The sequence below is a fragment of the Pelagibacterium mangrovi genome (assembly GCF_036662815.1).
Classification (GTDB): Bacteria; Pseudomonadota; Alphaproteobacteria; order Rhizobiales; family Devosiaceae; genus Pelagibacterium; species Pelagibacterium mangrovi.
The window spans coordinates 267,004-286,194 of sequence record NZ_JBAFXA010000002.1; the positions used below are offsets into that span (position 1 = coordinate 267,004).

A 19,191-nucleotide genomic window follows, 5' to 3' on the forward strand; every position below is an offset into this window, starting at 1 on the left:
GGTGTTGATTCACGTGAAACGTCGATGTTGAATTCTTGCTGGATTCACGTGAAACACCTTTGAGGATGGCATGAGCGATTTCGGTGTGATCATTGTTGGCGGCGGCCATGCCGGCGCGGAAGCGGCGGCCGCTTCGGCGCGTCTGGGCGTGCCGACGGCGCTGGTCACGCACAAGTTTGCGACCATCGGCGAGATGAGCTGCAACCCGGCGATCGGGGGACTGGGCAAGGGCCATCTGGTGCGCGAGATCGATGCTCTCGATGGCATCATGGGCCGTATCGCCGATAAGGGGGGAATCCAGTTCCGCGTCCTCAACCGACGCAAGGGGCCGGCGGTGCGTGGACCCCGGGCGCAGGAAGATCGCAAGCTTTATCGCGAGGCGATGCAGGCAGAGCTCTCCGCTACGCCCAATCTCGAAATCATCGAGGGCGAGGTCGACGATCTCATCGTTACCGATGGAGTGATCGCCGGCGTTGTGATGCTCGATGGGCGGCGGATCGGCGCCAGGGCGGTGGTGCTGACCACGGGCACGTTCCTGCGCGGGTTGATCCATCGCGGTGAGGAAACCATCCCGGCCGGACGGGCAGGGGAAAAGCCGGTGCTCGGCCTGTCCGTGCGTCTCGAAGCGCTTGGGCTGCAATTGGGACGCCTCAAGACCGGTACGCCGGCCCGACTCGACGCCACATCCATCGATTTCTCGGTGCTTGCCGAGCAGCATGGAGATACGCCGCCGGAGCCCTTTTCGGCGCTGACCGGCGAGATCACCACGCCGCAGATTTCGTGCTTTGAAACCCGCACGACCGCCGAAGCGCATCGGATCATCACCGAGAACCTTTCCCGATCGGCGATGTATTCCGGGCGCATCCAGTCGCGCGGCCCGCGCTATTGCCCCTCGATTGAGGACAAGGTGGTTCGGTTCGCCGACAAGGACAGCCATCTGGTGTTTCTCGAACCCGAGGGCCTGGATGATACGACGATCTATCCCAATGGTGTTTCGACCTCGCTGCCTGCCGATGTTCAGCTTGCTTTTCTCCAGGCGATGCCGGGACTTGAGAATGTGGTGATCAAGCGTCCCGGCTATGCCATCGAATATGATCATGTCGATCCGCGCGAACTTTCCCCTAGCCTGATGCTGCGTGCCTTGCCGGGCCTGTATCTCGCCGGGCAGATCAATGGCACCACTGGCTATGAAGAGGCGGCGGCCCAGGGCCTTCTGGCCGGGGCCAATGCGGCGCTCGCCGTCAAGGGCCGGGACCCGTTGATTCTCTCGCGTACCAATTCCTATCTCGGGGTGATGATCGACGACCTCATCTCGCGCGGCGTCACCGAGCCTTATCGCATGTTCACCTCGCGGGCAGAATTCCGCCTGCAGCTTCGCGTCGACAATGCCGATCAGCGGCTGACCCAACTCGGCATCGATATCGGGCTGGTCGGCGAAAAGCGTCGGGCCTACCACGAGCGGCGCATGTCCGCGCTCGATACAGCACGGTCCCGGCTTCAATCGCTGTCGGCGACGCCGACCGAAGCGCGCAAGGCAGGGGTCAACGTCAACGCCGACGGGGTGCGCCGCACCGCCTTCGAGCTGATGAGCTATCCAACCACCGAGCGTCAGGACATCGAAAGCGTTTGGCCCGAAATTTCGTCAATGAATTCAGCGATTTATGATCAGATCGCCATCGATGCGCAATATGCCGTCTATCTCGAACGTCAAAAGGCGGATGTGGAAGCCGTGCGACGCGACGAATCGCGGGCCATTCCCGATTGGTTCGACTACGCCCAATTGCCCGGCCTCTCCAATGAGATGAAGCAGAAACTCATTGCTGCTCAACCGCAGACCATCGCCCAGGCGCAGCGCATCGAGGGCGTGACGCCGGCGGCGTTGACGCTGATTCTCGCGGTGATCCGGCGTGGTCGGATGGAGCGCAAGGCGTCGGAGCAAACGGCGGCCGAATCGCACATTGCTGCCTATGAACGTCATTTGGGCCGGAGCGTTACGCGCATATTCGCCGATCTCAACGCCTTCATGCAACTCGTGCAGCGTTGGCAGAAGGTCCAGAATCTCGTTTCACGTGAAACACCGGGCGATCTGTGGCATCGCCATATCCTTGATTCGCTCCAGATTCTGCCGCTGATCGATGGTTCGACCGAGAATCTGAATATCGTCGATATCGGCAGCGGCGGCGGATTTCCGGCCCTTCCGCTGGCCATCGCCCTCAAGGGCAGGCCGTTTTCGATGCAGTTGATCGAATCCAACTCGCGCAAATGTGCATTTCTGCGGGCCGCGGCGCGTGAATTCGACCTGCCGATCACCGTCCATACGGCGCGAATCGAAGCTATCGATCCGCAATCCATTGGATCGGTTGATGTTTTCACCTCAAGGGCGCTGGCGCCCATGCCGCTGTTGCTGGGGTATCTGCATAGGTTCTGGCGGCCCGAGAGCCGCGCCGTACTGCATAAGGGGCGCGAATTCGGGGAAGAACTCAAATCAGCGGATTCAGATTGGCTTTACGATGTGTTAAACCATCGAAGCGTTACGGACAGGGATGGCGTGATCCTCGAGATCAGCAATCTGCGTCCGAAGCGCTAGGTCATTTCGCGCCTTGTAAGCCGCAAAAGCGGGTTTTCACTTTTGCCCAAGGCGTTCAGGTGTTTGAAACCGATATGGTTTCGGAGGTCAGATGCATCCTCGTATCCTCACACTCGCCAATCAGAAGGGCGGCGTCGGCAAGACGACGACGGCCATCAATCTTGCCACGGCCCTGGCCGCTATCGGCGAGCGGGTTCTGATCATCGACCTCGATCCGCAGGGCAATGCCTCGACCGGCCTGGGGCTGGGGCGCCAGCAGCGCGAGCGTTCGTCCTTCGATCTGCTGCTCAATGAAGCGACGGTCAAGGAAGCCGCGGTACTGACATCGGTGCCCAATGTCGCCATCGTCCCTTCGACTATGGATCTTCTCGGGGTCGAGCTGACCATCGCCGCCGAGCGCGATCGGGCGTTTCGCCTTAAATCGGCGCTGGACAATGTGGGCGAGGTGACGATCGACAACAAGCCCATCACCTATGTGCTGATCGATTGCCCGCCTTCGCTCAACCTTTTGACCATCAACGCCCTGACCGCCGCCGATGCCGTGGTCGTGCCCTTGCAGTGCGAATTCTTCGCGCTCGAGGGGCTGAGCCAATTGCTGCAGACCATCGAGCAGATTCGCTCAACGCTCAATCCGCGCCTTTCGATCCAGGGCGTGGTGATGACGATGTTCGACAAGCGCAATAACCTTTCCGAACAGGTGCTCAGCGACGTTCGCGAACATATGGGCACGCTGGTTTACGATACGGTCATCCCGCGCAACGTCCGGCTGTCCGAGGCGCCGTCCTATGGCAAGCCGGCGCTGCTTTACGATCTCAAATGCGCGGGAAGCCAAGCCTATCTTCGGTTGGCCACCGAAGTGATCAAGCGCGAGCGCCAATTGCGGGCGGCCTGATGGAGAAGACCATGAACGACAAACCCACTCGTCTCGGCCGCGGCCTTGCCGCTCTCATCGGAGACATGCAGCCCATCGATGCGCCCCGACAGGCTGAATCGAGCACCGGCACGCGCCGGCTTCCCGTCGAATTCATCATCGCCAGCCGTTCCAACCCGCGCAAGGATTTCGATCCCGAATTGCTCGAGGATCTGACCAATTCGATCCGCGAAAAGGGCGTGATGCAGCCACTTCTAGTGCGCCCGAGCGAGCAGGGCCCTGATGTCTATGAGATCATCGCCGGCGAACGCCGCTGGCGCGCGGCGCAACGGGCCGGCCTGCATGAAGTGCCGGTTATCATCCGCGAGGTCGATGACAAGGAAGCGCTGGAGCTGGCGATCATCGAGAACGTTCAGCGCGCCGATCTCAACCCGCTCGAAGAGGCGCAGGGCTATGGCCAGCTCATCGAGCAGTTCGACTATACCCAGAACGATCTGGCCCAGGTGATCGGCAAATCCCGCTCCCATGTTGCCAACACCCTGCGCCTGTTGCGATTGCCGAGCGAAGTGCAGGACATGCTGGGTCGCGGGGAATTGACCGCCGGCCACGCGCGGACGCTGATCACGTCGGATGATCCGCTGGGGTTGGCGCGCCGCATCGTCGATGCGGGGCTTTCGGTGCGCGAGGCGGAAGCATTGCACCAAAAGGATAGCGAAGTGCGCCGGGCCCCGGCCGGGACGGGCGAAAAGCGTCCTTCGTCAAAGGATGCCGATACGCTGGCTCTGGAAAAGCAGCTTTCCGATGCGCTGGGATTGTCGGTGACGCTGGAACATCGCGATCGCGGCGGTAAGTTGGAAATCCGCTACAAGACGCTGGAACAGCTCGACGGGGTTTGTACGCGGTTGTTGACGTATTGAGTCAAGCCTGGGCTGGATCGACATTCAGGTGGCCTTGGCTCGTGCTGCTCTGGATTCCGGGAATAAATCCCGGAATGACAATCTGAGTTTTAGGCAACACCCTGCCCACACCCAAGCCCCGTCACCCTAGGATTTATTGCTGGAAGCGCTCTCGCGTTGCACGTGAAACATCGTGCCAAGCTTTTGAATTCATTAGCGTCTTGCTGCAGCCATGCACACGGCGAGCATTGCCTGGCGGCCGATCGAAACGGCGAGCGGGCCGTTTTTGCGGCTATCGGCGATTGCCGTCGCGAGACGGTTGCAGGCCGAACCGAGGGCATCGTCGGACCAGAGGCGCAATTGCTGTTCGACGCTTGACCTTCGCGTAAAGTGGATGCGCGGAACTGCCCGGCTGACGACCTGATCGAGATTGGTGCCGGCGTCCATTTCGGCGCGCATGGCCCGCAGACGTGAGAAATGCTGCATGGAAACGATCAGCAGGCGCTGGGCGTCGGTGCCGGCGCTGGTGGCGCGTGTCATGGCTTCATCGAAGCGCCGGGCGTGGCCTGTGGCGATGGCATCGACGACGGCATCGATGGCCAATGCGGCGTTGTCGCCGCACAGGCGATTGACGTCGTCGCGGGTGAGCTTGCCGTCTTCGCCGGCGAAAAGAACCAGTTTTTCCAGTTCGCGGCGAGTGATCTGGCGGTCATTGCCGAGCATTTCGCGCAACATGGGCACCAGATCGGCTTCGAGCGAAATATTTGCCGTCGCGAAGGTTTCACGGATCAGTGCGTCGATGGTCTGCCCGGAATCGGCGTAGCAGGGCAGGGCGCGGGCGTCCTTGCGGCTCTCGGCCAGTTTGCGCAGGCCGTCGGAGGGCTTGAGATCGCCGCCTTCGACGATGAACACGGCCTGGGCGCCTTCATCGAGCAGTTCGGTCAAGGTGGGGCCGAGCTTGTTGGCCGCGCCGCGGATGCGGATCGTCGTTCCGCCGCCGAACAGCGAAGGGCTGCGTGCCAGGATGCCGAGCCGCTGGGGATCGGCGTCGATCTCGCTCATATGGAGCTGGGAAAGGCTTTCCGGATCGGGCGGATCGCCGGCAAATTTTCGCACCAGGCGGCCGGCATTTTCGCTCACCAGCCCCATGTCGGGGCCGTAAACGAGCACCAGGCCGGAGGCAAGATCGGGCTGGGCCAGGAATTTATCGATATCGCGGCCCTTGAGCGCCGTCATTGGGAGGCGAGGGCCGCGATCAGCGCCAGCCGGACGTTTTCGGCGGCGGCGCGGGCCGCCTGTTCCTGGGCGCCGGCACGCGCGGAATCGTCGGCAAGGTACTGGCCGCTGGTCTGGTAGCCGACGCTGGCGTCGCGGCGGCCGCTGGTGACCACCGTTCCGTTCCGGGTGACGCTATAGTTGATGGTGACGGTCATCTGGCGATCGGTCATCGGGCTTGCCACATCGGAAAGCCCGGCGTTGCTTGAACGCGAGGAGACCGTGGCCGAAAGCGTCGGGGCGTCTGTGTCGCCGGGCCGCAGCCGGGCCGCGAGCGTCTGATAGACGATCTGCTCGAGCCGGCTGGAGGGCTCGGCATAGTTGAGCGCCAGTTCGGATCGTGCCGCTGCCGCATCGCCATAAACCGGGGTCAGCGTGCACCCGGCCAGAACGAGAGGGGCCGAGACGGCCAGGGCAAAGGCGGCGGCGCGGAGAATGCTGGAGTGGTTGCGCTTTTTCTCGACTCGCTGCATTTGCTCGAAATCCTCGTTCTCTGGCGGTTTTCCTGCTGTATTAGCAAACGATGTTGACGATTCTGTTGGGCACGACGATGACTTTCCTTGGAGGATTGCCATCGAGGATGCGCGCAACCGCCTCCAGAGACAAGGCCGCTGCCTCGACCTGGGCGTTGGGGGCATCCTTGGGCATTTCGATTTCGCCGCGCCGCTTGCCGTTGACCTGCACGGCGATGACCACGGTATCGTCGACGAGATAGGCCGGATCGGCCTCAGGCCAGGGCGTGTCGCAGACCATCGTCTCATGGCCCAAGGTCTGCCAGCAGCTTTCGGCAAGATGGGGCATCATGGGGGCGGTGAACTGGATCAGGCGCTCGATCGCCACGCGCAGGGCCGCAAGGCTCGGGAGCGAGGGAGATTGGCTCGTCTGGGCCATGAAGCGCTGGATGGCGTTGGCCAATTCGTAGATCTGGGCCACGGCGCGGTTGAAGCGCAGGCCGGCGAGATCGGCTTCGATCTGGGCGGTCGCCTTGTGGGCGGCTTTGAGGATGTCGAGGACGCGCGGGTCCTCGCTGTCCATGGTTACAGGCTCGCTTGCGAGCACTTCGCCCGCTTCGCCGACCAGCTTATGGATGCGCTGGACGAAGCGCCAGGCGCCCTCGATGCCAGCCTCGGTCCACTGGACGTCGCGCTCGGGAGGGGAATCGGAGAGCACGAACCAGCGCGCGGTGTCAGCGCCATAGGTGGCGATCATGTCGTCGGGGTCGACGACGTTGCGCTTGGATTTGCTCATCTTTTCGACCGAGCCGATGGTGATTTTGGCGCCATCGGCGGTCGAGCGAGCGACGCGCTCGCCGTCATGGGTCTCGATCGCGACATCGGACGGGGGCACCCACTGGCCGGCGGCGTCCTTATAGGTCTCGTGGGTGACCATGCCCTGGGTGAAGAGGCCCTTGAAGGGCTCGGTGACGTCCATATGACCGGTCTTGCTCATGGCGCGGGTGAAGAACCGCGAATAGAGCAGGTGCAGGATGGCGTGCTCGATGCCGCCGATATACTGGTCGACGGGCAGCCATTTGTCGGCCATTTCGGGGATGGTCGGCGTTTCGGCGCGGGGGGCGGTGAAGCGGGCGTAATACCAGGAGGAATCGACGAAGGTATCCATGGTATCGGTTTCACGCCGGCCCTTGGCGCCGCAATTGGGGCAATCGACGTGCTTGAAGGTTGGGTGCCGGTCGAGCGGGTTGCCGGGGGTGTCGAACTCGACGTCCTCGGGCAGGCGGACGGGCAGCTGGTCCCTGGGCACGGCCACGATGCCGCAATTGTCGCAATGGATCACCGGGATGGGGCAGCCCCAATAGCGCTGGCGGGAAATGCCCCAGTCGCGCAGGCGGTAATTGACCTGGCGCACGCCCTGGGGCTTACCGTCGATCTTGATTTTTTCCAGGTGCTCGGCGATGGCCGCCTTGGCGGCGTCGATATCGAGGCCGTCGAGAAAGTCCGAATTGAACGCAACGCCCGGGCCGGTATAGGCCTCGGTGCCGATGGCAAAGCCTGCGGCCTCGGTCTGGGGCGGCAGGACGACGGGGATCACGGGCAGATCGTATTTGCGGGCGAAATCGAGGTCGCGCTGGTCGTGGGCGGGGCAGCCGAAGATAGCGCCGGTGCCGTAATCCATCAAAACGAAATTTGCGACGTAGACGGGCAGCGTCGCTCCTTCGATCACCGGGTGTTTCACGGTGAGCGGGGTGCAGTAGCCCTTCTTTTCGGCGGTTTCGATCGCTTCGACCGAGGTGCCCATGCGGCGGCATTCGGCGACGAACTCGGCCAGCGCCGGGTCGGATTTGGCCAGATGGGCGGTCAGCGGGTGGTCGGGCGAGAGAGCGACGAAGGAGGCGCCGAACAGGGTGTCGGGGCGGGTGGTGAAGATCTCGACGGTCTTGTGGTCCTCATCGGCACCATTGATCTCGAAGAGCACGCGCAGGCCTTCGGAGCGCCCGATCCAGTTGCGCTGCATGGTGCGCACCTTGTCGGGCCAGTCGTCCAGCGTATCGATGGCTTCGAGCAGTTCCTCGGCGAAATCGGAAATCTTGAAGAACCACTGGGTCAGCTCGCGCTGTTCGACCAGCGCACCGGAACGCCAGCCGCGCCCGTCGATCACCTGTTCGTTGGCAAGGACGGTCTGGTCGACGGGGTCCCAATTGACCTTGGAGGTCTTGCGCGTAACGAGCCCGGCGTCGAGCATGTCGATGAACAGCATCTGCTGGCGGTGGTAATATTCTTCGTCGCAGGTTGCGAACTCGCGGCTCCAGTCGAGCGAAAAGCCCATGGATTGCAATTGCTTGCGCATGGACGCGATGTTGTCATAGGTCCAGTCGCGCGGATGGACCTTGTTGGCCATCGCCGCGTTTTCGGCGGGCATGCCGAAGGCGTCCCAGCCCATGGGATGGAGCACGTTCCTGCCCTTGGCGCGCTGGAAACGGGCGACGACGTCGCCCATCGTGTAGTTGCGCACGTGGCCCATGTGGATGCGGCCCGAGGGATATGGGAACATCTCAAGAACATAATAGGGAGGACGCGGATCGTCATTGTCGGTGACGAAGGTGTTCTTGTCGGCCCAGACTTTTTGCCAGAATGGTTCTTGTTCGCGCGGATTGTAGCGCTCGGAAGCGTTTGCCATAGAAAGTACCGGTCGGGGCCCTAGACTTGAGAAGAGACGAGAAATTGGGTAGGCGACCATCACCAGAAAAGCGCCGGAAGGTCAACCATTTGCCATGAGCCAGAACGTCCCGGAAACCGCCATTTCGAGGCTTGCCGAGATCAGGAAGCGGATCGACCGCGCCGCAGCGCGCATTGCCGGGTCGGGGCCGGTCGAGCTGGTCGCCGTGTCCAAGACGTTTTCCGCAGACGATGTCGTGCCGCTGATTGGTGCGGGCCAGCGCCACTTCGGGGAGAACCGGGTGCAGGAGGCGCAGGGCAAATGGCCGGCGCTCAAGGCGGCCCAGCCCGACCTGGTGCTGCACCTGATCGGCCCGCTCCAGACCAACAAGGCGGCCGATGCGGTGGCGCTTTTCGACGTCATCGAAAGCGTCGACCGCGACAAACTGGCCAAGATCCTTGCCGCCGAGATGGAAAAGCAGGGCCGCCGCCTGCCGTGCTTCGTGCAGGTCAATATCGGGGGCGAAGCCCAGAAGGCTGGTGTCGAGATTGGAGAAACCGTCCAATTCGTCGCCCGCTGCAAGGATCAATATGGGCTCGATATCGTTGGATTGATGTGCATCCCGCCTCTCGATGCGCCGCCGGGCCCCTATTTCGCGCAACTGGCCAATCTTGCCAGCCAGGCCGGGCTCGATCAGCTCTCCATGGGCATGAGCGCGGATTTCGAGACGGCGATCGTCATGGGTGCCACCCAGGTTCGGGTCGGCTCGGCGCTGTTCGGTGCGCGATAACGCGCATGTGATTGGCGCCGCCAAGGTCCAAACCTAGATTGGAACGTGAGAATTTTAAAGTGTCGGGGCATATAGGCCACCGGCCGAGAGGAATCGGAGATTTGCCATGATCAAGCGCCGTTTGCTGGTTGTCGATGACGATGCCGATTTGAGGGCCGCGCTGATCGGGCAGCTCGAGAGCTATGATGAATTCGAAATCACCGAGGCCGATACGGTGGCCGCGGCGCGGCAGAAAACCAAATCGGGCAATTTCGATCTCATGCTGCTCGATGTGGGGCTTCCGGACATGGATGGGCGCGAGGCGCTCAAGATCATGCGCAATGAGGGGTTCCGCGCCCCGGTGATCATGCTGACCGGGCAGGACAGCGAGGCCGACGAGGTGCTGGGGCTCGAAAGCGGGGCCAATGACTATGTCACCAAGCCCTTCCGCTTTTCGGTGCTGCTGGCCCGCATGCGCGCCGCCCTGCGCCAGCACGACCAGAGCGAGGACGTTGTGTTTTCCATCGGGCCCTACAGCTTCCAGCCGGCGGCGAGGCTGCTCGAAAACGGGGACGGCAACAAGATCCGGCTGACCGACAAGGAAACATCGATCCTCAAATTCCTCTACCGCCAGGGGTCGAAAACCATTTCACGCGACGTTCTGCTGGCCGAGGTCTGGGGGTACAACAACCGGGTGACCACCCATACGCTGGAAACCCATATCTACAGGCTGCGCCAGAAGATCGAGCGCGATCCGTCCAATGCGCGGCTGCTAGTCACCGAGGAAGGGGGCTATCGCCTCGTGCCGTGAGGAAACCCGATAATTTTGTGTTTCTTGCCGGTGCTGTGCTGGATTCCGGGAATAAAGGACAGGGTGGGGCTTGGGATGACGCCATTGCCACAAAGGCGGGCGGGTTTTTTACGCCAAATGGCCTAAGCCTTTGCGTGGGCGGCAATATATGGCAATCATAGGGCCTCGGTTCAGTTGGGTTGCGTGTCCGGACACGCTCGAAGCTTGGCTTGGGGGCAGGTATGGACGAAGCGGCGGCGGTGTCCGCGTTCGGTGAACTCGACATCTTTGCGGCCTTTTCGGACGATCAGCTTCGCCTTCTGGCCTTCGTTGCCGAAGAGGTGGCGCTGCGGCCGGGGGATACGCTCTATTCGGCGGGAGACGCCGCCGACGGGGCCTATGTTCTGACGTCGGGCGCGCTCGAAGCCAGCGATCCCGAGGCTCAGGGCGGCGGAAGGTTCCGCGTCGAGCCGGTGGCGCTGGTGGGTGAATTGGGGCTGATGCTCACCCGGCCGCGCGCCTCGACCATCAAGGCGACGCGCTCGAGCGTCGCGCTGTTCGTCCCCCGCGAGCCGTTCCTCAAGCTTTTGCGCAATCATCCCGAGCTTGCCGAGGACGTGGCCCAGACGCTGCGGGCCGAGCTTGTGCGCTATCTCGATTCCATCGCCCAGCTCGGCGGCCGATTTACCGGCTGAGCTAGAGCCTGATCCAGCCCGATTGAATCGGCCTGGGGCTCTAAGTATTTGTTTGGTCGTGCGATCGAACCGGAAAAGTCTGCAACTTTTCCTGATCGCACTCTAGAGCGCTTCGAATTCGACAAGAACCGGCACGTGATCGGAGGGCTTGTCCGACCACCCGCGGGCCGGGCGCAGGATATGGGCGGCGCGGGTGCGTTCCGCGATGTCGTGCGTGGCCCAGATGTGATCGAGGCGCCGACCCCGGTCGGAAATCTCCCAATCGCGGGCGCGGTAGCTCCACCAGGAATAGATCTTTTCCTCGATGGGGATGTGCTGGCGCACCAGATCGACCCAATTGCGGCGCGAGAGCAGGCGGTTGAGCGCTTCGGTTTCGACCGGGGTGTGGGAAACCACCTTCAAAAGCTGCTTGTGGTTCCAGACGTCGTTTTCATGCGGGGCGACGTTGAAATCGCCGCAGATCAGCTGGCGTTCGTCGAACACCAGATCGTCGAACCAATCCTGCATTTCAGCCAGGAAATCGAGCTTGTGGCGGAATTTGGGGTTGATGTCGGGGTCCGGCTCGTCGCCGCCGGCGGGCACATAGAAATTGTGCACGGTGAGGGGACCGTGGCCCATATCGACGCGGGCCGAGACGTGCCGGCTGTCGGGAATGTCGCAAAAGCCGCGCGTTGTGATCTCGTCGAGCGGGTGTTTGGAGACGATGGCGACCCCGTGATAGCCCTTTTGGCCGTGAACGGCCTGATGGGCGTAACCGGCCTCGGCCAGCGCGTTGGCCGGAAACTGGTCGTTGGTGCATTTGATCTCCTGCAGGCACAGGACATCGGGGGCGTATTGGGACAGGAAATCGAGGACGATGGGCAGCCGCAACCGCACCGAATTGATGTTCCAGGTGGCAAGCGAAGGCATGGGCGACTCGGGAGCTGGAAAGGGTCGCCGCCTTTATGGCCATCCGGGCCGGTGCGGTAAAGCCCCGGCCCGGTGACGATCAGTTGGGGGCCGAGACCGACCGGTAGGTCGGATCGATCGTGAAATAATTGTTGGGAATGTCCATGCCCTGCTGGGTCTCGGTGATCGAGAAGGTGGTTTCGACCCCGGAGGGTTCGATCAGGCTCCACTGCACAAGATCATTTGTCGCCCGGTCGAAGATCAGGGAAACCTGCACCGTGCCGATGGGGCTGTCATCGGTGATCATCACCGAAACATGGGTTTCCGATAAGATGACGTCGGAGAGATTGGAATTGATGAGGCTCACCTGGTCGCCGAGGAACTGGCGCAGCGGCACGTGTTCCTGGGCATAGGCGTATTGGGTGCGGTCCTGGCGGTTGATGACGTAAAAGCCCGAACCCTGGGAGATGATTTCCTCGCGGCTGGGCGGGGCGTAGCGGAAGCGCACCATATTGGGGCGCTTGAGCCAGAACGTGCCCTCGATGCGGCCGCCCTGGCTGTCGATCTGGACGAACCGGCCAGCCATGGTGCGGACGGCGCTGTTGTGCTGGGAAATCTCCTGGAGCGCGAATTCCTCGTCCGGCGTCAGGGTGCGGGTCTGGGCCGAAGCCGGCACGGAAAGCATCAGGACGGCGAGGACGGTGGTAAGCATTGCGGCGGCTAGGCGAAGCATCGCGGAAACTCCGATCGATATTTAAGGCTGTCTGCCCCTTGTTTTGTCACGCTTCCGAACCGCAAAAGTGGATTCCACTTTTGCTGGAAGCGCTCAAAGCGCCGGGGTAAGACCCAATTGCGGCAAGAGCGGGAACCGGGGAGGGGTTCGGCGATAAACTCCCCGTGTGTCCTTGTGGTTCCGCACCGGAGCGTTTTCGTTTTCTTCGAGTTCTAGTCTTTTGTCATCGCGCTTCCGAACCGCAAAAGTGGTGCCCACTTTTGCTGGAAGCGCTCAATATCCGTCCGCGTTGTCGCCGACCAGGACCTCGCGCTTGCCGGCGTGGTTGGCGGGGGAGATGATGCCCTCCTGCTCCATGCGCTCGATCAGCGTCGCGGCCTTGTTGTAGCCGACCGAAAGACGGCGCTGGATGTAGGAGGTCGAGGCCTTCTTGTCGGAGAGCACGATGTTGACGGCCTTGTCGTAGAGCTCGTCGCCCGAGCCGCCGAAGCCGCCATCGTCGTCAAAGCCCCCCATCTGGCCGTCTTCGTCCTCGGCGGTGATCGATTCGAGGTATTCGGGCGTGCCCTGGCTCTTGAGGTGACTGACGATATCCTCGACCTCGCCATCGGCCACGAACGCGCCGTGCAGGCGCTTTATGCGCCCGCCGCCGGCCATGTAGAGCATGTCGCCATTGCCCAGGAGCTGTTCGGCGCCCTGTTCGCCCAGGATGGTGCGGCTGTCGATCTTAGAGGTCACCTGGAAGGAGACGCGGGTGGGGAAGTTGGCCTTGATGGTGCCGGTGATGACGTCGACCGAGGGGCGCTGGGTGGCCATGATGATGTGAATGCCGGCGGCACGGGCCATCTGGGCGAGGCGCTGGATGGTGCCTTCGATGTCCTTGCCGGCCACCATCATCAGATCGGCCATCTCGTCGACGATGACGACGATGAAGGGGAGCGGTTCGAGATCGAATTCCTCGGATTCGAAGATCGCCTCGCCGGTTTCCCGGTCGAAACCGGTCTGCACGGTGCGGGTGATCACCTCGCCCTTGCCGGCGGCCTCGGCGACGCGGGCGTTGAAGCCGTCGATATTGCGCACGCCGATCTTGCTCATCTTCTTGTAGCGGTCCTCCATCTCGCGCACCGCCCATTTGAGCGCCACGACCGCCTTGGCGGGGTCGGTGACAACGGGCGTCAGCAAATGGGGGATGCCGTCATAGACCGAGAGTTCGAGCATCTTGGGATCGATCATGATCAGGCGGCACTGCTCGGGCGTCATTTTGTAGAGCAGCGAAAGGATCATGGTGTTGATGCCCACCGACTTGCCCGAACCGGTGGTGCCGGCGATCAAGAGGTGGGGCATGCGGGCCAGATCGACGATGATGGGCTCGCCGCCGATGGTTTTGCCCAGGCAAATGGGGAGCTTTGACTTGGATTTGTCGAAATCGTTCGAGGCCAGTAGCTCGCGCAGGAACACGGTTTCGCGCGTCTTGTTGGGCAATTCGATGCCGATGGCGTTGCGGCCGGGGACCACGGCGACGCGGGCGGAAATGGCGCTCATCGAGCGGGCGATGTCATCGGCCAGCGAGATGACGCGGCTCGATTTGATGCCGGGGGCCGGTTCGAGTTCGTAGAGGGTGACGACCGGGCCGGGGCGGACGTTGATGATGTCGCCCTTGACGCCGAAATCCTCGAGCACGCCTTCGAGGCGCTTGGCGTTGTCTTCGAGCGCTTCGGGGTGGTGTTCGGGCAGGAGCTGGTTGCCGCTGGGGGCGGCCAGGAGCTCGAGCGGGGGCAGTTCGAACCCGTCGGTGGGCAGGAACGAAGTCTGGGCCTCGCGCACCTGGCGGGCCGAAGGAGCAGGACGCGGGGCGGGGGCCGCGACGCGGGCACGGCCGGCGGGGCCGTCCTCGACGATCAGGCGGGCGATATCGTCGGCCGAGGCGCGCCGGTCGGGCGCCGGGGCATAATCGTCGTCGTAATCGTCATTGGCCGGTTCGTCGTCCCAGTCGCGCTCCAATTGCGGTTCGCTGCGTCCGGGGCTGCGGGCCAGCGGAATGGCGCGGTCGAGCTGGGGCTCGAAATCGGTGCCCTGCCAGGTCCGGACGGGGAGGGGCTGCTCCTTGGCACCGCGGCGGAAGACGCGCTTGAGCGCGGCGCGGGTGCCGTAGAAGGAATGGGCGGCAAAACCGATCGCCACGTCGAAAAAGCCGGCCGAATCGGTGTCCTCGGGTTCGGGTTCCGGCTCGGGCGTTTTGGCGCGGCGGCGGGTGGATTTGGCGGGCACCGAGGGCTCCTCCTCGAAGACCGCGCGCGAGCGGGAGGCGAGCCAGATGAGGCCGAGCGCAGGGGCAGCCAGCAGGACGCCGTAGAGGATCGCGCCCCAACCCTCGGGAGCTTCTCCCGAGATGGTGGCAAAAAGCGACGTAAAGCCGGTGCCCACAAAGCCGCCCAGCCCCAGCGGCAGGGGCCAGCTTTCGGGGGTGGGGATGCAGGCGAACATGCCGGTGGCCAGGATCGTTCCCAGCAGCCAGCCGGTGAGGCGCAGTCCGAGATAGGAGGGCACGATCCGGCGAATCATCGACCACGACCAGACCAGCGGGGGCAGGAGCAGCAGCGGGGCGCCCAGCCCCAGGATCTGGAAGCCGATATCGGCGAGCGCCGCGCCGGGAAAGCCCAGCCAGTTTTCGACCGGCTTGTCGGTGGCATAGGAAAAGGAGGGGTCGTCGACCTTCCAGGATGCCATGGCCACAAGGCTCAGCACGCAGAGAGCGGCGACGATCAAGCCCACGAAACGCACGGGGATCGTGATCGAGAGCACCGGAGTGGAGCGGTGGCTGTCGTCCATATGCGACGAAGGATGCAGGGTCATCGGAACTGCCGGCAGGTTTACGCAATACTTTTCGACCCAACCCTAGCCGCGCATGGTTAACCTCTCATTAGCGGGGCGATGCATTTTTTCGTCGCCGGTGAGAGGGGCCGGAAAAGGGATGCAGTCCACGCGGTTTGCGAGTGGGAAGGCCTCCCGGATGTGGGTCAGGAGGTGCATGGACTGCATGCCGTCTCCGGCGGGGAGAACCCGGGCGCGTGCGCCCGGGTTGCCGAGTCCGGTTAGAGTATTTTCGCTTTTCTTCGAATCGCTCAACTGCTCTAAGTCTTTGTTTTTTCGCGCTTCCGAACCGCAAAAGCGGTGTCCACTTTTGCTGGAAGCGCTCTAGCGGAACTCGGGATAGGCTTCGACGCCGACTTCGACCTTGTCGAGACCGAGCGCTTCGTCATCGGCGCTGGGGCGCAGGCCCATTGTGGTCTTGAGGATGAGCCAGGCAACAAAGCTCACCGCAAAGACGAAGATGCCCACGACGACGATCGAGAGGAGCTGAACGCCCAGATTGGCGTCGCCATTGGAAAACACCACGGCGATCGTGCCCCAGATGCCGGCGAAAAGGTGAACCGGGATCGCGCCGACGACGTCGTCGATCCGGAGCCTGTCGAGCAGCGGAACGGCAAAGACCACGATGATGCCGCCCACGGCGCCGATGAGCGAGGCCGTGCCCAGGCCCGGTGTCAGCGGTTCGGCGGTGATCGAAACCAGACCGGCCAAGGCGCCGTTGAGAACGAAGGTCAGATCGACTTTCTTGTAGATGATGGCGGTGAGGACGAGCGCGGCGACGGCACCCCCGGCCGCGCCGGCATTGGTGTTGGCCATGATGCGGCCGACATCGGCGATGTCGCCCACAGTGCCCATGGCAAGCTGGGAAGCGCCGTTAAAGCCGAACCAGCCCATCCAGAGGATGAAGGTGCCCAGCGTGGCCAGCGGCATGGACGAGCCGGGCATGGCGTTGACGGTGCCGTCCGGGTTGTACTTGCCGGCGCGCGCGCCCAAGAGAATGGCGCCGGCCAGGGCTGCCCAGCCGCCGACCGAGTGAACGACAGTCGAGCCGGCAAAATCGAGAAAGCCCATGGCGTCGAGGAAACCGCCGCCCCACTTCCAGGACGCCTGGATGGGGTAGATCAGCGCGGTCAGCACGACCGTGAAGACCAGGAACGGCGCGACCTTGATGCGCTCGGCCAGCGTGCCCGAAACGATGGATGCGGCGGTGGCGCAGAACATCACCTGGAAGAAGAAATCCGAGCTGGTCGCGGCGTAGGAGAAATCGTCGGCAGTGTCGGCGGTGACGCCCACGGCTTCGAGAATGCCGATGCCGAAGGCGCCCAGATAGCCGCCGGTCTCATCGGAACCGATGGTCCAGTTGCCGAGCGGGTACATAAGATTGTAGCCGATCAGATAGTAGAAAATCGCGGCGATCGAAAACAGCGCGATATTTTTCAAAAGCTGCATCGAAACGTTCTTGGTGCGCACCAGGCCCGCTTCGAGCATGGCAAAGCCGGCGGCCATCCACATGACGAGGACGCCGCCGAAAAGCATCAGAAACGAATTGAGGATGAAAACGGTATCGGCCGAAACGCCTTCCGAAAGGGTTGCTGCGGCCTCCTCGACCGGAGCGTCCTGCCCCAGGGCGGGCAGGGCGATGAGCAGGGATGCTATCGCCGCCATGCCCAGCAATTTATTTGTCTTGGGATTCATGATTGTTCTTCTCCTTTTGGACGCCAAACCGTCAGAGGGCTTCGGTGCCGGTTTCGCCCGTGCGGATGCGGATGGCCTGTTCGAGATCGAGAATGAAAATCTTGCCGTCGCCGATGCGGCCCGTCTGGGCGGAATCCTTGATGGCGCTGGCCACGGCATCGACCTGGGCGGCGTCCACGGCGATTTCGACCTTGAGCTTGGGCAGGAAGTGAACGGCGTATTCGGTGCCGCGATAGATCTCGGAGTGCCCCTTTTGACGTCCGTATCCCTTGACCTCGGTGACGGTCATGCCGTGCACGTCGAGTGAGTTGAGCGCCTGCCGGACCTCCTCGAGCCGCGACGGCTTTATGATGGCGATTACCAGTTTCATGGGTGCTCCCTTTCCGATTGCGCACATGACACGGGACAAACGGACTCAAAAGCCGTGCCAAAAACCGATTTTTTGGATTAAGCTTTTGGGAAACATCGATAATTTTCTAAAGGGAACTAACGGACGCAATCCTGCCACATTCGGCAATGCATAAAATATGAGCATAAAATTGTGAGGCGGGATTTTGATGCCTAATTTACAGGCATCGCGCTCTCGAGCGTCGATGCGGCATCGGTCCCCTTGCCTTGGGGGCGGCAGGGGGCGCATGGTGGCACCATTCGGAAAGGACGGAATGAACATGGCGGATCGCGCGCAAACACAGGCATTGGACGTTCTGGTGGTTGGGGGCGGCCCGGTCGGGCTCTCGCTCGCCATCGCGATGACGCGTTTCGTCCCCGGTATCCGCCTGGGCCTTCTCGACAGACGCCGATTGTCGGTGCCCCAGGATATGCGCGCCTCGGCCATCGCCACCGGAGTGCGGCAGATGTTCGAGGCCATCGGCGTCTGGCCGGGCATGGCCGATGCCGCCAACCCGATCGCCGAAATGAAGATCACCGATTCGGGCGCGGGCGATCTGGCGCGTCCGGTGTTTCTCGATTTCGCCGACGGCGCCGCGCCCGGCGAACCGTTCGCCCATATGGTGCCCAACAGGGCGAGCGCGCCGGCCCTGCTCGCGGCGGTCGGAAGTTCGATCGAAGTGCTCGAACCCGGCGCCGTCGCCGGTCTGACGGTCGGGCCGGCCCTGGCCGAAGTGAGTCTGGAGGATGGACGCAAACTCAAGGCCACCCTGGTCATCGCCGCCGATGGGGGGCGTTCGACATTGCGCGGATTGGCCGGCATCAAGGCATTTTCCCATGATTATCGCCAGGCGGGGCTGGTGACGACCATCGGCCACTCCGAGCCCCATCATGACGTCGCCTATGAGCATTTCCTCCCCGCCGGGCCCTTCGCGTCGCTACCGCTCAAGGGCGACCAGTCGTCGCTCGTCTGGGCCGAGACGCCCGATATGGCGCAGGCCCTTCTGGCCATGACACCGGGCGACCTCGCCCTGCGGATCGAGGCGGCGATGGGATCGGTGTTGGGACGGGTCGAGATCGCCGAAAAGGTTCAGAGCTTTCCGCTCAGCCTGGTTCTGGCGCATCGGTTCGCCGCGCCGCGCGTGGCGCTGGTGGGCGATGCCGCCCATGTCATCCACCCCCTTGCCGGCCAGGGGCTCAATCTGGGGCTGCGGGACGTGGCGGTGCTGGTCGAGGTGCTTGTCGATGCCATCAGGCTGGGCGAGGATTTCGGCCGTCTGGACGTTCTTGAGCGCTACGAGCGCCGGCGGCGCGGCGACACCGCGACCATGGCGCTGGCGACCGACGGGCTCAATCGGTTGTTTTCCAACGATATCGCGCCCATGCGGGCGCTGCGCGATCTGGGGCTTTCCCTTGTCGACCGGGTCGAACCGCTCAAGGGGGCGTTCATGGCCCAGGCGGCGGGGACGTCCGGAGCGAAGCTGCTCAAGGGGTTGGCGCCTTAGGCTGAACCGGCTTTCGGCTAATGGTCAGGGCTGGAGAGAGTCCGCTGCTGGACCCCGGCAATAAATCCCAGGGTGACAGGGGAGTGTGGGCAGGGTGTTGCCTGAAGCGCAGACG

The 19,191-nt window shown here is 62.9% G+C and carries 15 protein-coding genes and 1 pseudogene; 8 read left to right on the forward strand and 8 right to left on the reverse strand.

Going from position 1 to position 19,191, the window contains the following annotated elements; translation table 11 throughout:
- Window positions 1-70: 70 nt before the first annotated feature.
- The 4 genes and pseudogenes from mnmG to V4T21_RS04090 form a co-directional block, all read left to right on the forward strand.
- Window positions 71-1,990 (forward strand): annotated as a pseudogene (gene mnmG, locus V4T21_RS04075) (tRNA uridine-5-carboxymethylaminomethyl(34) synthesis enzyme MnmG); the annotation flags it as partial.
- Window positions 1,979-2,587 carry a 16S rRNA (guanine(527)-N(7))-methyltransferase RsmG gene (gene rsmG / locus V4T21_RS04080; RefSeq protein ID WP_502256505.1) on the forward strand — a complete coding sequence of 203 codons (609 nt, stop codon included), beginning with the start codon at window positions 1,979-1,981 and terminating at the stop codon, window positions 2,585-2,587. The pseudogene mnmG and the gene rsmG, both read left to right, overlap by 12 nt.
- Window positions 2,588-2,678: 91 nt before the next feature.
- Complete coding sequence (locus V4T21_RS04085; protein WP_332713444.1) at window positions 2,679-3,479, forward strand: ParA family protein; 801 nt, start codon at window positions 2,679-2,681, stop codon at window positions 3,477-3,479.
- A gap of 11 nt (window positions 3,480-3,490) precedes the next feature.
- The gene (locus V4T21_RS04090; protein ID WP_332713447.1) at window positions 3,491-4,375 is read left to right on the forward strand and encodes a ParB/RepB/Spo0J family partition protein; all 885 of its coding nucleotides are present in this window, start codon (window positions 3,491-3,493) and stop codon (window positions 4,373-4,375) included.
- Window positions 4,376-4,567: 192 nt separating this feature from the next.
- On the opposite strand, the gene holA is transcribed toward V4T21_RS04090, so the two are convergent.
- The 3 genes from holA to leuS are packed head-to-tail and all read right to left on the reverse strand — an operon-like array spanning window position 4,568 to window position 8,764.
- Window positions 4,568-5,590 carry a DNA polymerase III subunit delta gene (gene holA / locus V4T21_RS04095; protein WP_332713450.1) on the reverse strand — a complete coding sequence of 341 codons (1,023 nt, stop codon included), beginning with the start codon at window positions 5,588-5,590 and terminating at the stop codon, window positions 4,568-4,570.
- The gene (locus tag V4T21_RS04100) at window positions 5,587-6,102 is read right to left on the reverse strand and encodes a hypothetical protein (RefSeq protein WP_332713452.1); all 516 of its coding nucleotides are present in this window, start codon (window positions 6,100-6,102) and stop codon (window positions 5,587-5,589) included. The genes holA and V4T21_RS04100 overlap by 4 nt, the downstream gene beginning before the upstream one ends.
- 40 nt (window positions 6,103-6,142) lie before the next feature.
- Window positions 6,143-8,764, reverse strand: a complete 2,622-nt coding sequence (gene leuS, locus V4T21_RS04105; RefSeq protein ID WP_332713455.1) for a leucine--tRNA ligase — start codon at window positions 8,762-8,764, stop codon at window positions 6,143-6,145.
- A gap of 94 nt (window positions 8,765-8,858) precedes the next feature.
- On the opposite strand from leuS, the gene V4T21_RS04110 reads away from it, so the two are divergent.
- The 3 genes from V4T21_RS04110 to V4T21_RS04120 all read left to right on the forward strand — a co-directional run bounded on the left by V4T21_RS04110 (window position 8,859) and on the right by V4T21_RS04120 (window position 10,997).
- On the forward strand, window positions 8,859-9,533 hold the full coding sequence (locus V4T21_RS04110; protein ID WP_332713458.1) for a YggS family pyridoxal phosphate-dependent enzyme: 675 nt from the start codon (window positions 8,859-8,861) through the stop codon (window positions 9,531-9,533).
- A gap of 106 nt (window positions 9,534-9,639) precedes the next feature.
- Complete coding sequence (locus V4T21_RS04115) at window positions 9,640-10,323, forward strand: response regulator transcription factor (protein ID WP_332713461.1); 684 nt, start codon at window positions 9,640-9,642, stop codon at window positions 10,321-10,323.
- Between the two features lie 221 nt (window positions 10,324-10,544).
- Window positions 10,545-10,997 carry a cyclic nucleotide-binding domain-containing protein gene (locus V4T21_RS04120; RefSeq protein ID WP_332713464.1) on the forward strand — a complete coding sequence of 151 codons (453 nt, stop codon included), beginning with the start codon at window positions 10,545-10,547 and terminating at the stop codon, window positions 10,995-10,997.
- Between the two features lie 102 nt (window positions 10,998-11,099).
- Here the strand turns inward: V4T21_RS04120 and V4T21_RS04125 are convergent, their stop codons facing one another.
- From V4T21_RS04125 to V4T21_RS04145, 5 genes are all read right to left on the reverse strand, one after another.
- Complete coding sequence (locus V4T21_RS04125; protein ID WP_332713467.1) at window positions 11,100-11,906, reverse strand: exodeoxyribonuclease III; 807 nt, start codon at window positions 11,904-11,906, stop codon at window positions 11,100-11,102.
- A 79-nt stretch (window positions 11,907-11,985) separates the two neighbouring features.
- The gene (locus V4T21_RS04130) at window positions 11,986-12,618 is read right to left on the reverse strand and encodes a LolA family protein (RefSeq protein ID WP_332713470.1); all 633 of its coding nucleotides are present in this window, start codon (window positions 12,616-12,618) and stop codon (window positions 11,986-11,988) included.
- A 273-nt stretch (window positions 12,619-12,891) separates the two neighbouring features.
- Window positions 12,892-15,471, reverse strand: a complete 2,580-nt coding sequence (locus V4T21_RS04135; protein ID WP_332713472.1) for an FtsK/SpoIIIE family DNA translocase — start codon at window positions 15,469-15,471, stop codon at window positions 12,892-12,894.
- A gap of 342 nt (window positions 15,472-15,813) precedes the next feature.
- A complete protein-coding gene (locus V4T21_RS04140; RefSeq protein ID WP_332713475.1) occupies window positions 15,814-17,184 on the reverse strand; it encodes an ammonium transporter family protein in 1,371 nt (456 codons plus the stop codon).
- Between the two features lie 31 nt (window positions 17,185-17,215).
- Window positions 17,216-17,554 (reverse strand): P-II family nitrogen regulator, encoded by a 339-nt coding sequence (locus V4T21_RS04145; RefSeq protein ID WP_332713478.1) that lies wholly within the window; start codon window positions 17,552-17,554, stop codon window positions 17,216-17,218.
- Between the two features lie 292 nt (window positions 17,555-17,846).
- Between V4T21_RS04145 and V4T21_RS04150 the strand changes: the two genes are divergently transcribed.
- Complete coding sequence (locus tag V4T21_RS04150) at window positions 17,847-19,076, forward strand: FAD-dependent monooxygenase (RefSeq protein ID WP_332713481.1); 1,230 nt, start codon at window positions 17,847-17,849, stop codon at window positions 19,074-19,076.
- Window positions 19,077-19,191 lie beyond the last annotated feature (115 nt).

Bases quoted from the DNA above. Each gene is read 5' to 3' on its own strand.
- V4T21_RS04085 (WP_332713444.1), top strand. From the start codon at position 2,679: ATGCATCCTCGTATCCTCACACTCGCCAATCAGAAGGGCGGCGTCGGC.
- V4T21_RS04090 (WP_332713447.1), top strand. From the start codon at position 3,491: ATGAACGACAAACCCACTCGTCTCGGCCGCGGCCTTGCCGCTCTCATC.
- holA (WP_332713450.1), bottom strand. From the start codon at position 5,590: ATGACGGCGCTCAAGGGCCGCGATATCGATAAATTCCTGGCCCAGCCC.
- V4T21_RS04100 (WP_332713452.1), bottom strand. From the start codon at position 6,102: ATGCAGCGAGTCGAGAAAAAGCGCAACCACTCCAGCATTCTCCGCGCC.
- leuS (WP_332713455.1), bottom strand. From the start codon at position 8,764: ATGGCAAACGCTTCCGAGCGCTACAATCCGCGCGAACAAGAACCATTC.
- V4T21_RS04110 (WP_332713458.1), top strand. From the start codon at position 8,859: ATGAGCCAGAACGTCCCGGAAACCGCCATTTCGAGGCTTGCCGAGATC.
- V4T21_RS04115 (WP_332713461.1), top strand. From the start codon at position 9,640: ATGATCAAGCGCCGTTTGCTGGTTGTCGATGACGATGCCGATTTGAGG.
- V4T21_RS04120 (WP_332713464.1), top strand. From the start codon at position 10,545: ATGGACGAAGCGGCGGCGGTGTCCGCGTTCGGTGAACTCGACATCTTT.
- V4T21_RS04125 (WP_332713467.1), bottom strand. From the start codon at position 11,906: ATGCCTTCGCTTGCCACCTGGAACATCAATTCGGTGCGGTTGCGGCTG.
- V4T21_RS04130 (WP_332713470.1), bottom strand. From the start codon at position 12,618: ATGCTTCGCCTAGCCGCCGCAATGCTTACCACCGTCCTCGCCGTCCTG.
- V4T21_RS04135 (WP_332713472.1), bottom strand. From the start codon at position 15,471: ATGACCCTGCATCCTTCGTCGCATATGGACGACAGCCACCGCTCCACT.
- V4T21_RS04140 (WP_332713475.1), bottom strand. From the start codon at position 17,184: ATGAATCCCAAGACAAATAAATTGCTGGGCATGGCGGCGATAGCATCC.
- V4T21_RS04145 (WP_332713478.1), bottom strand. From the start codon at position 17,554: ATGAAACTGGTAATCGCCATCATAAAGCCGTCGCGGCTCGAGGAGGTC.
- V4T21_RS04150 (WP_332713481.1), top strand. From the start codon at position 17,847: ATGAACATGGCGGATCGCGCGCAAACACAGGCATTGGACGTTCTGGTG.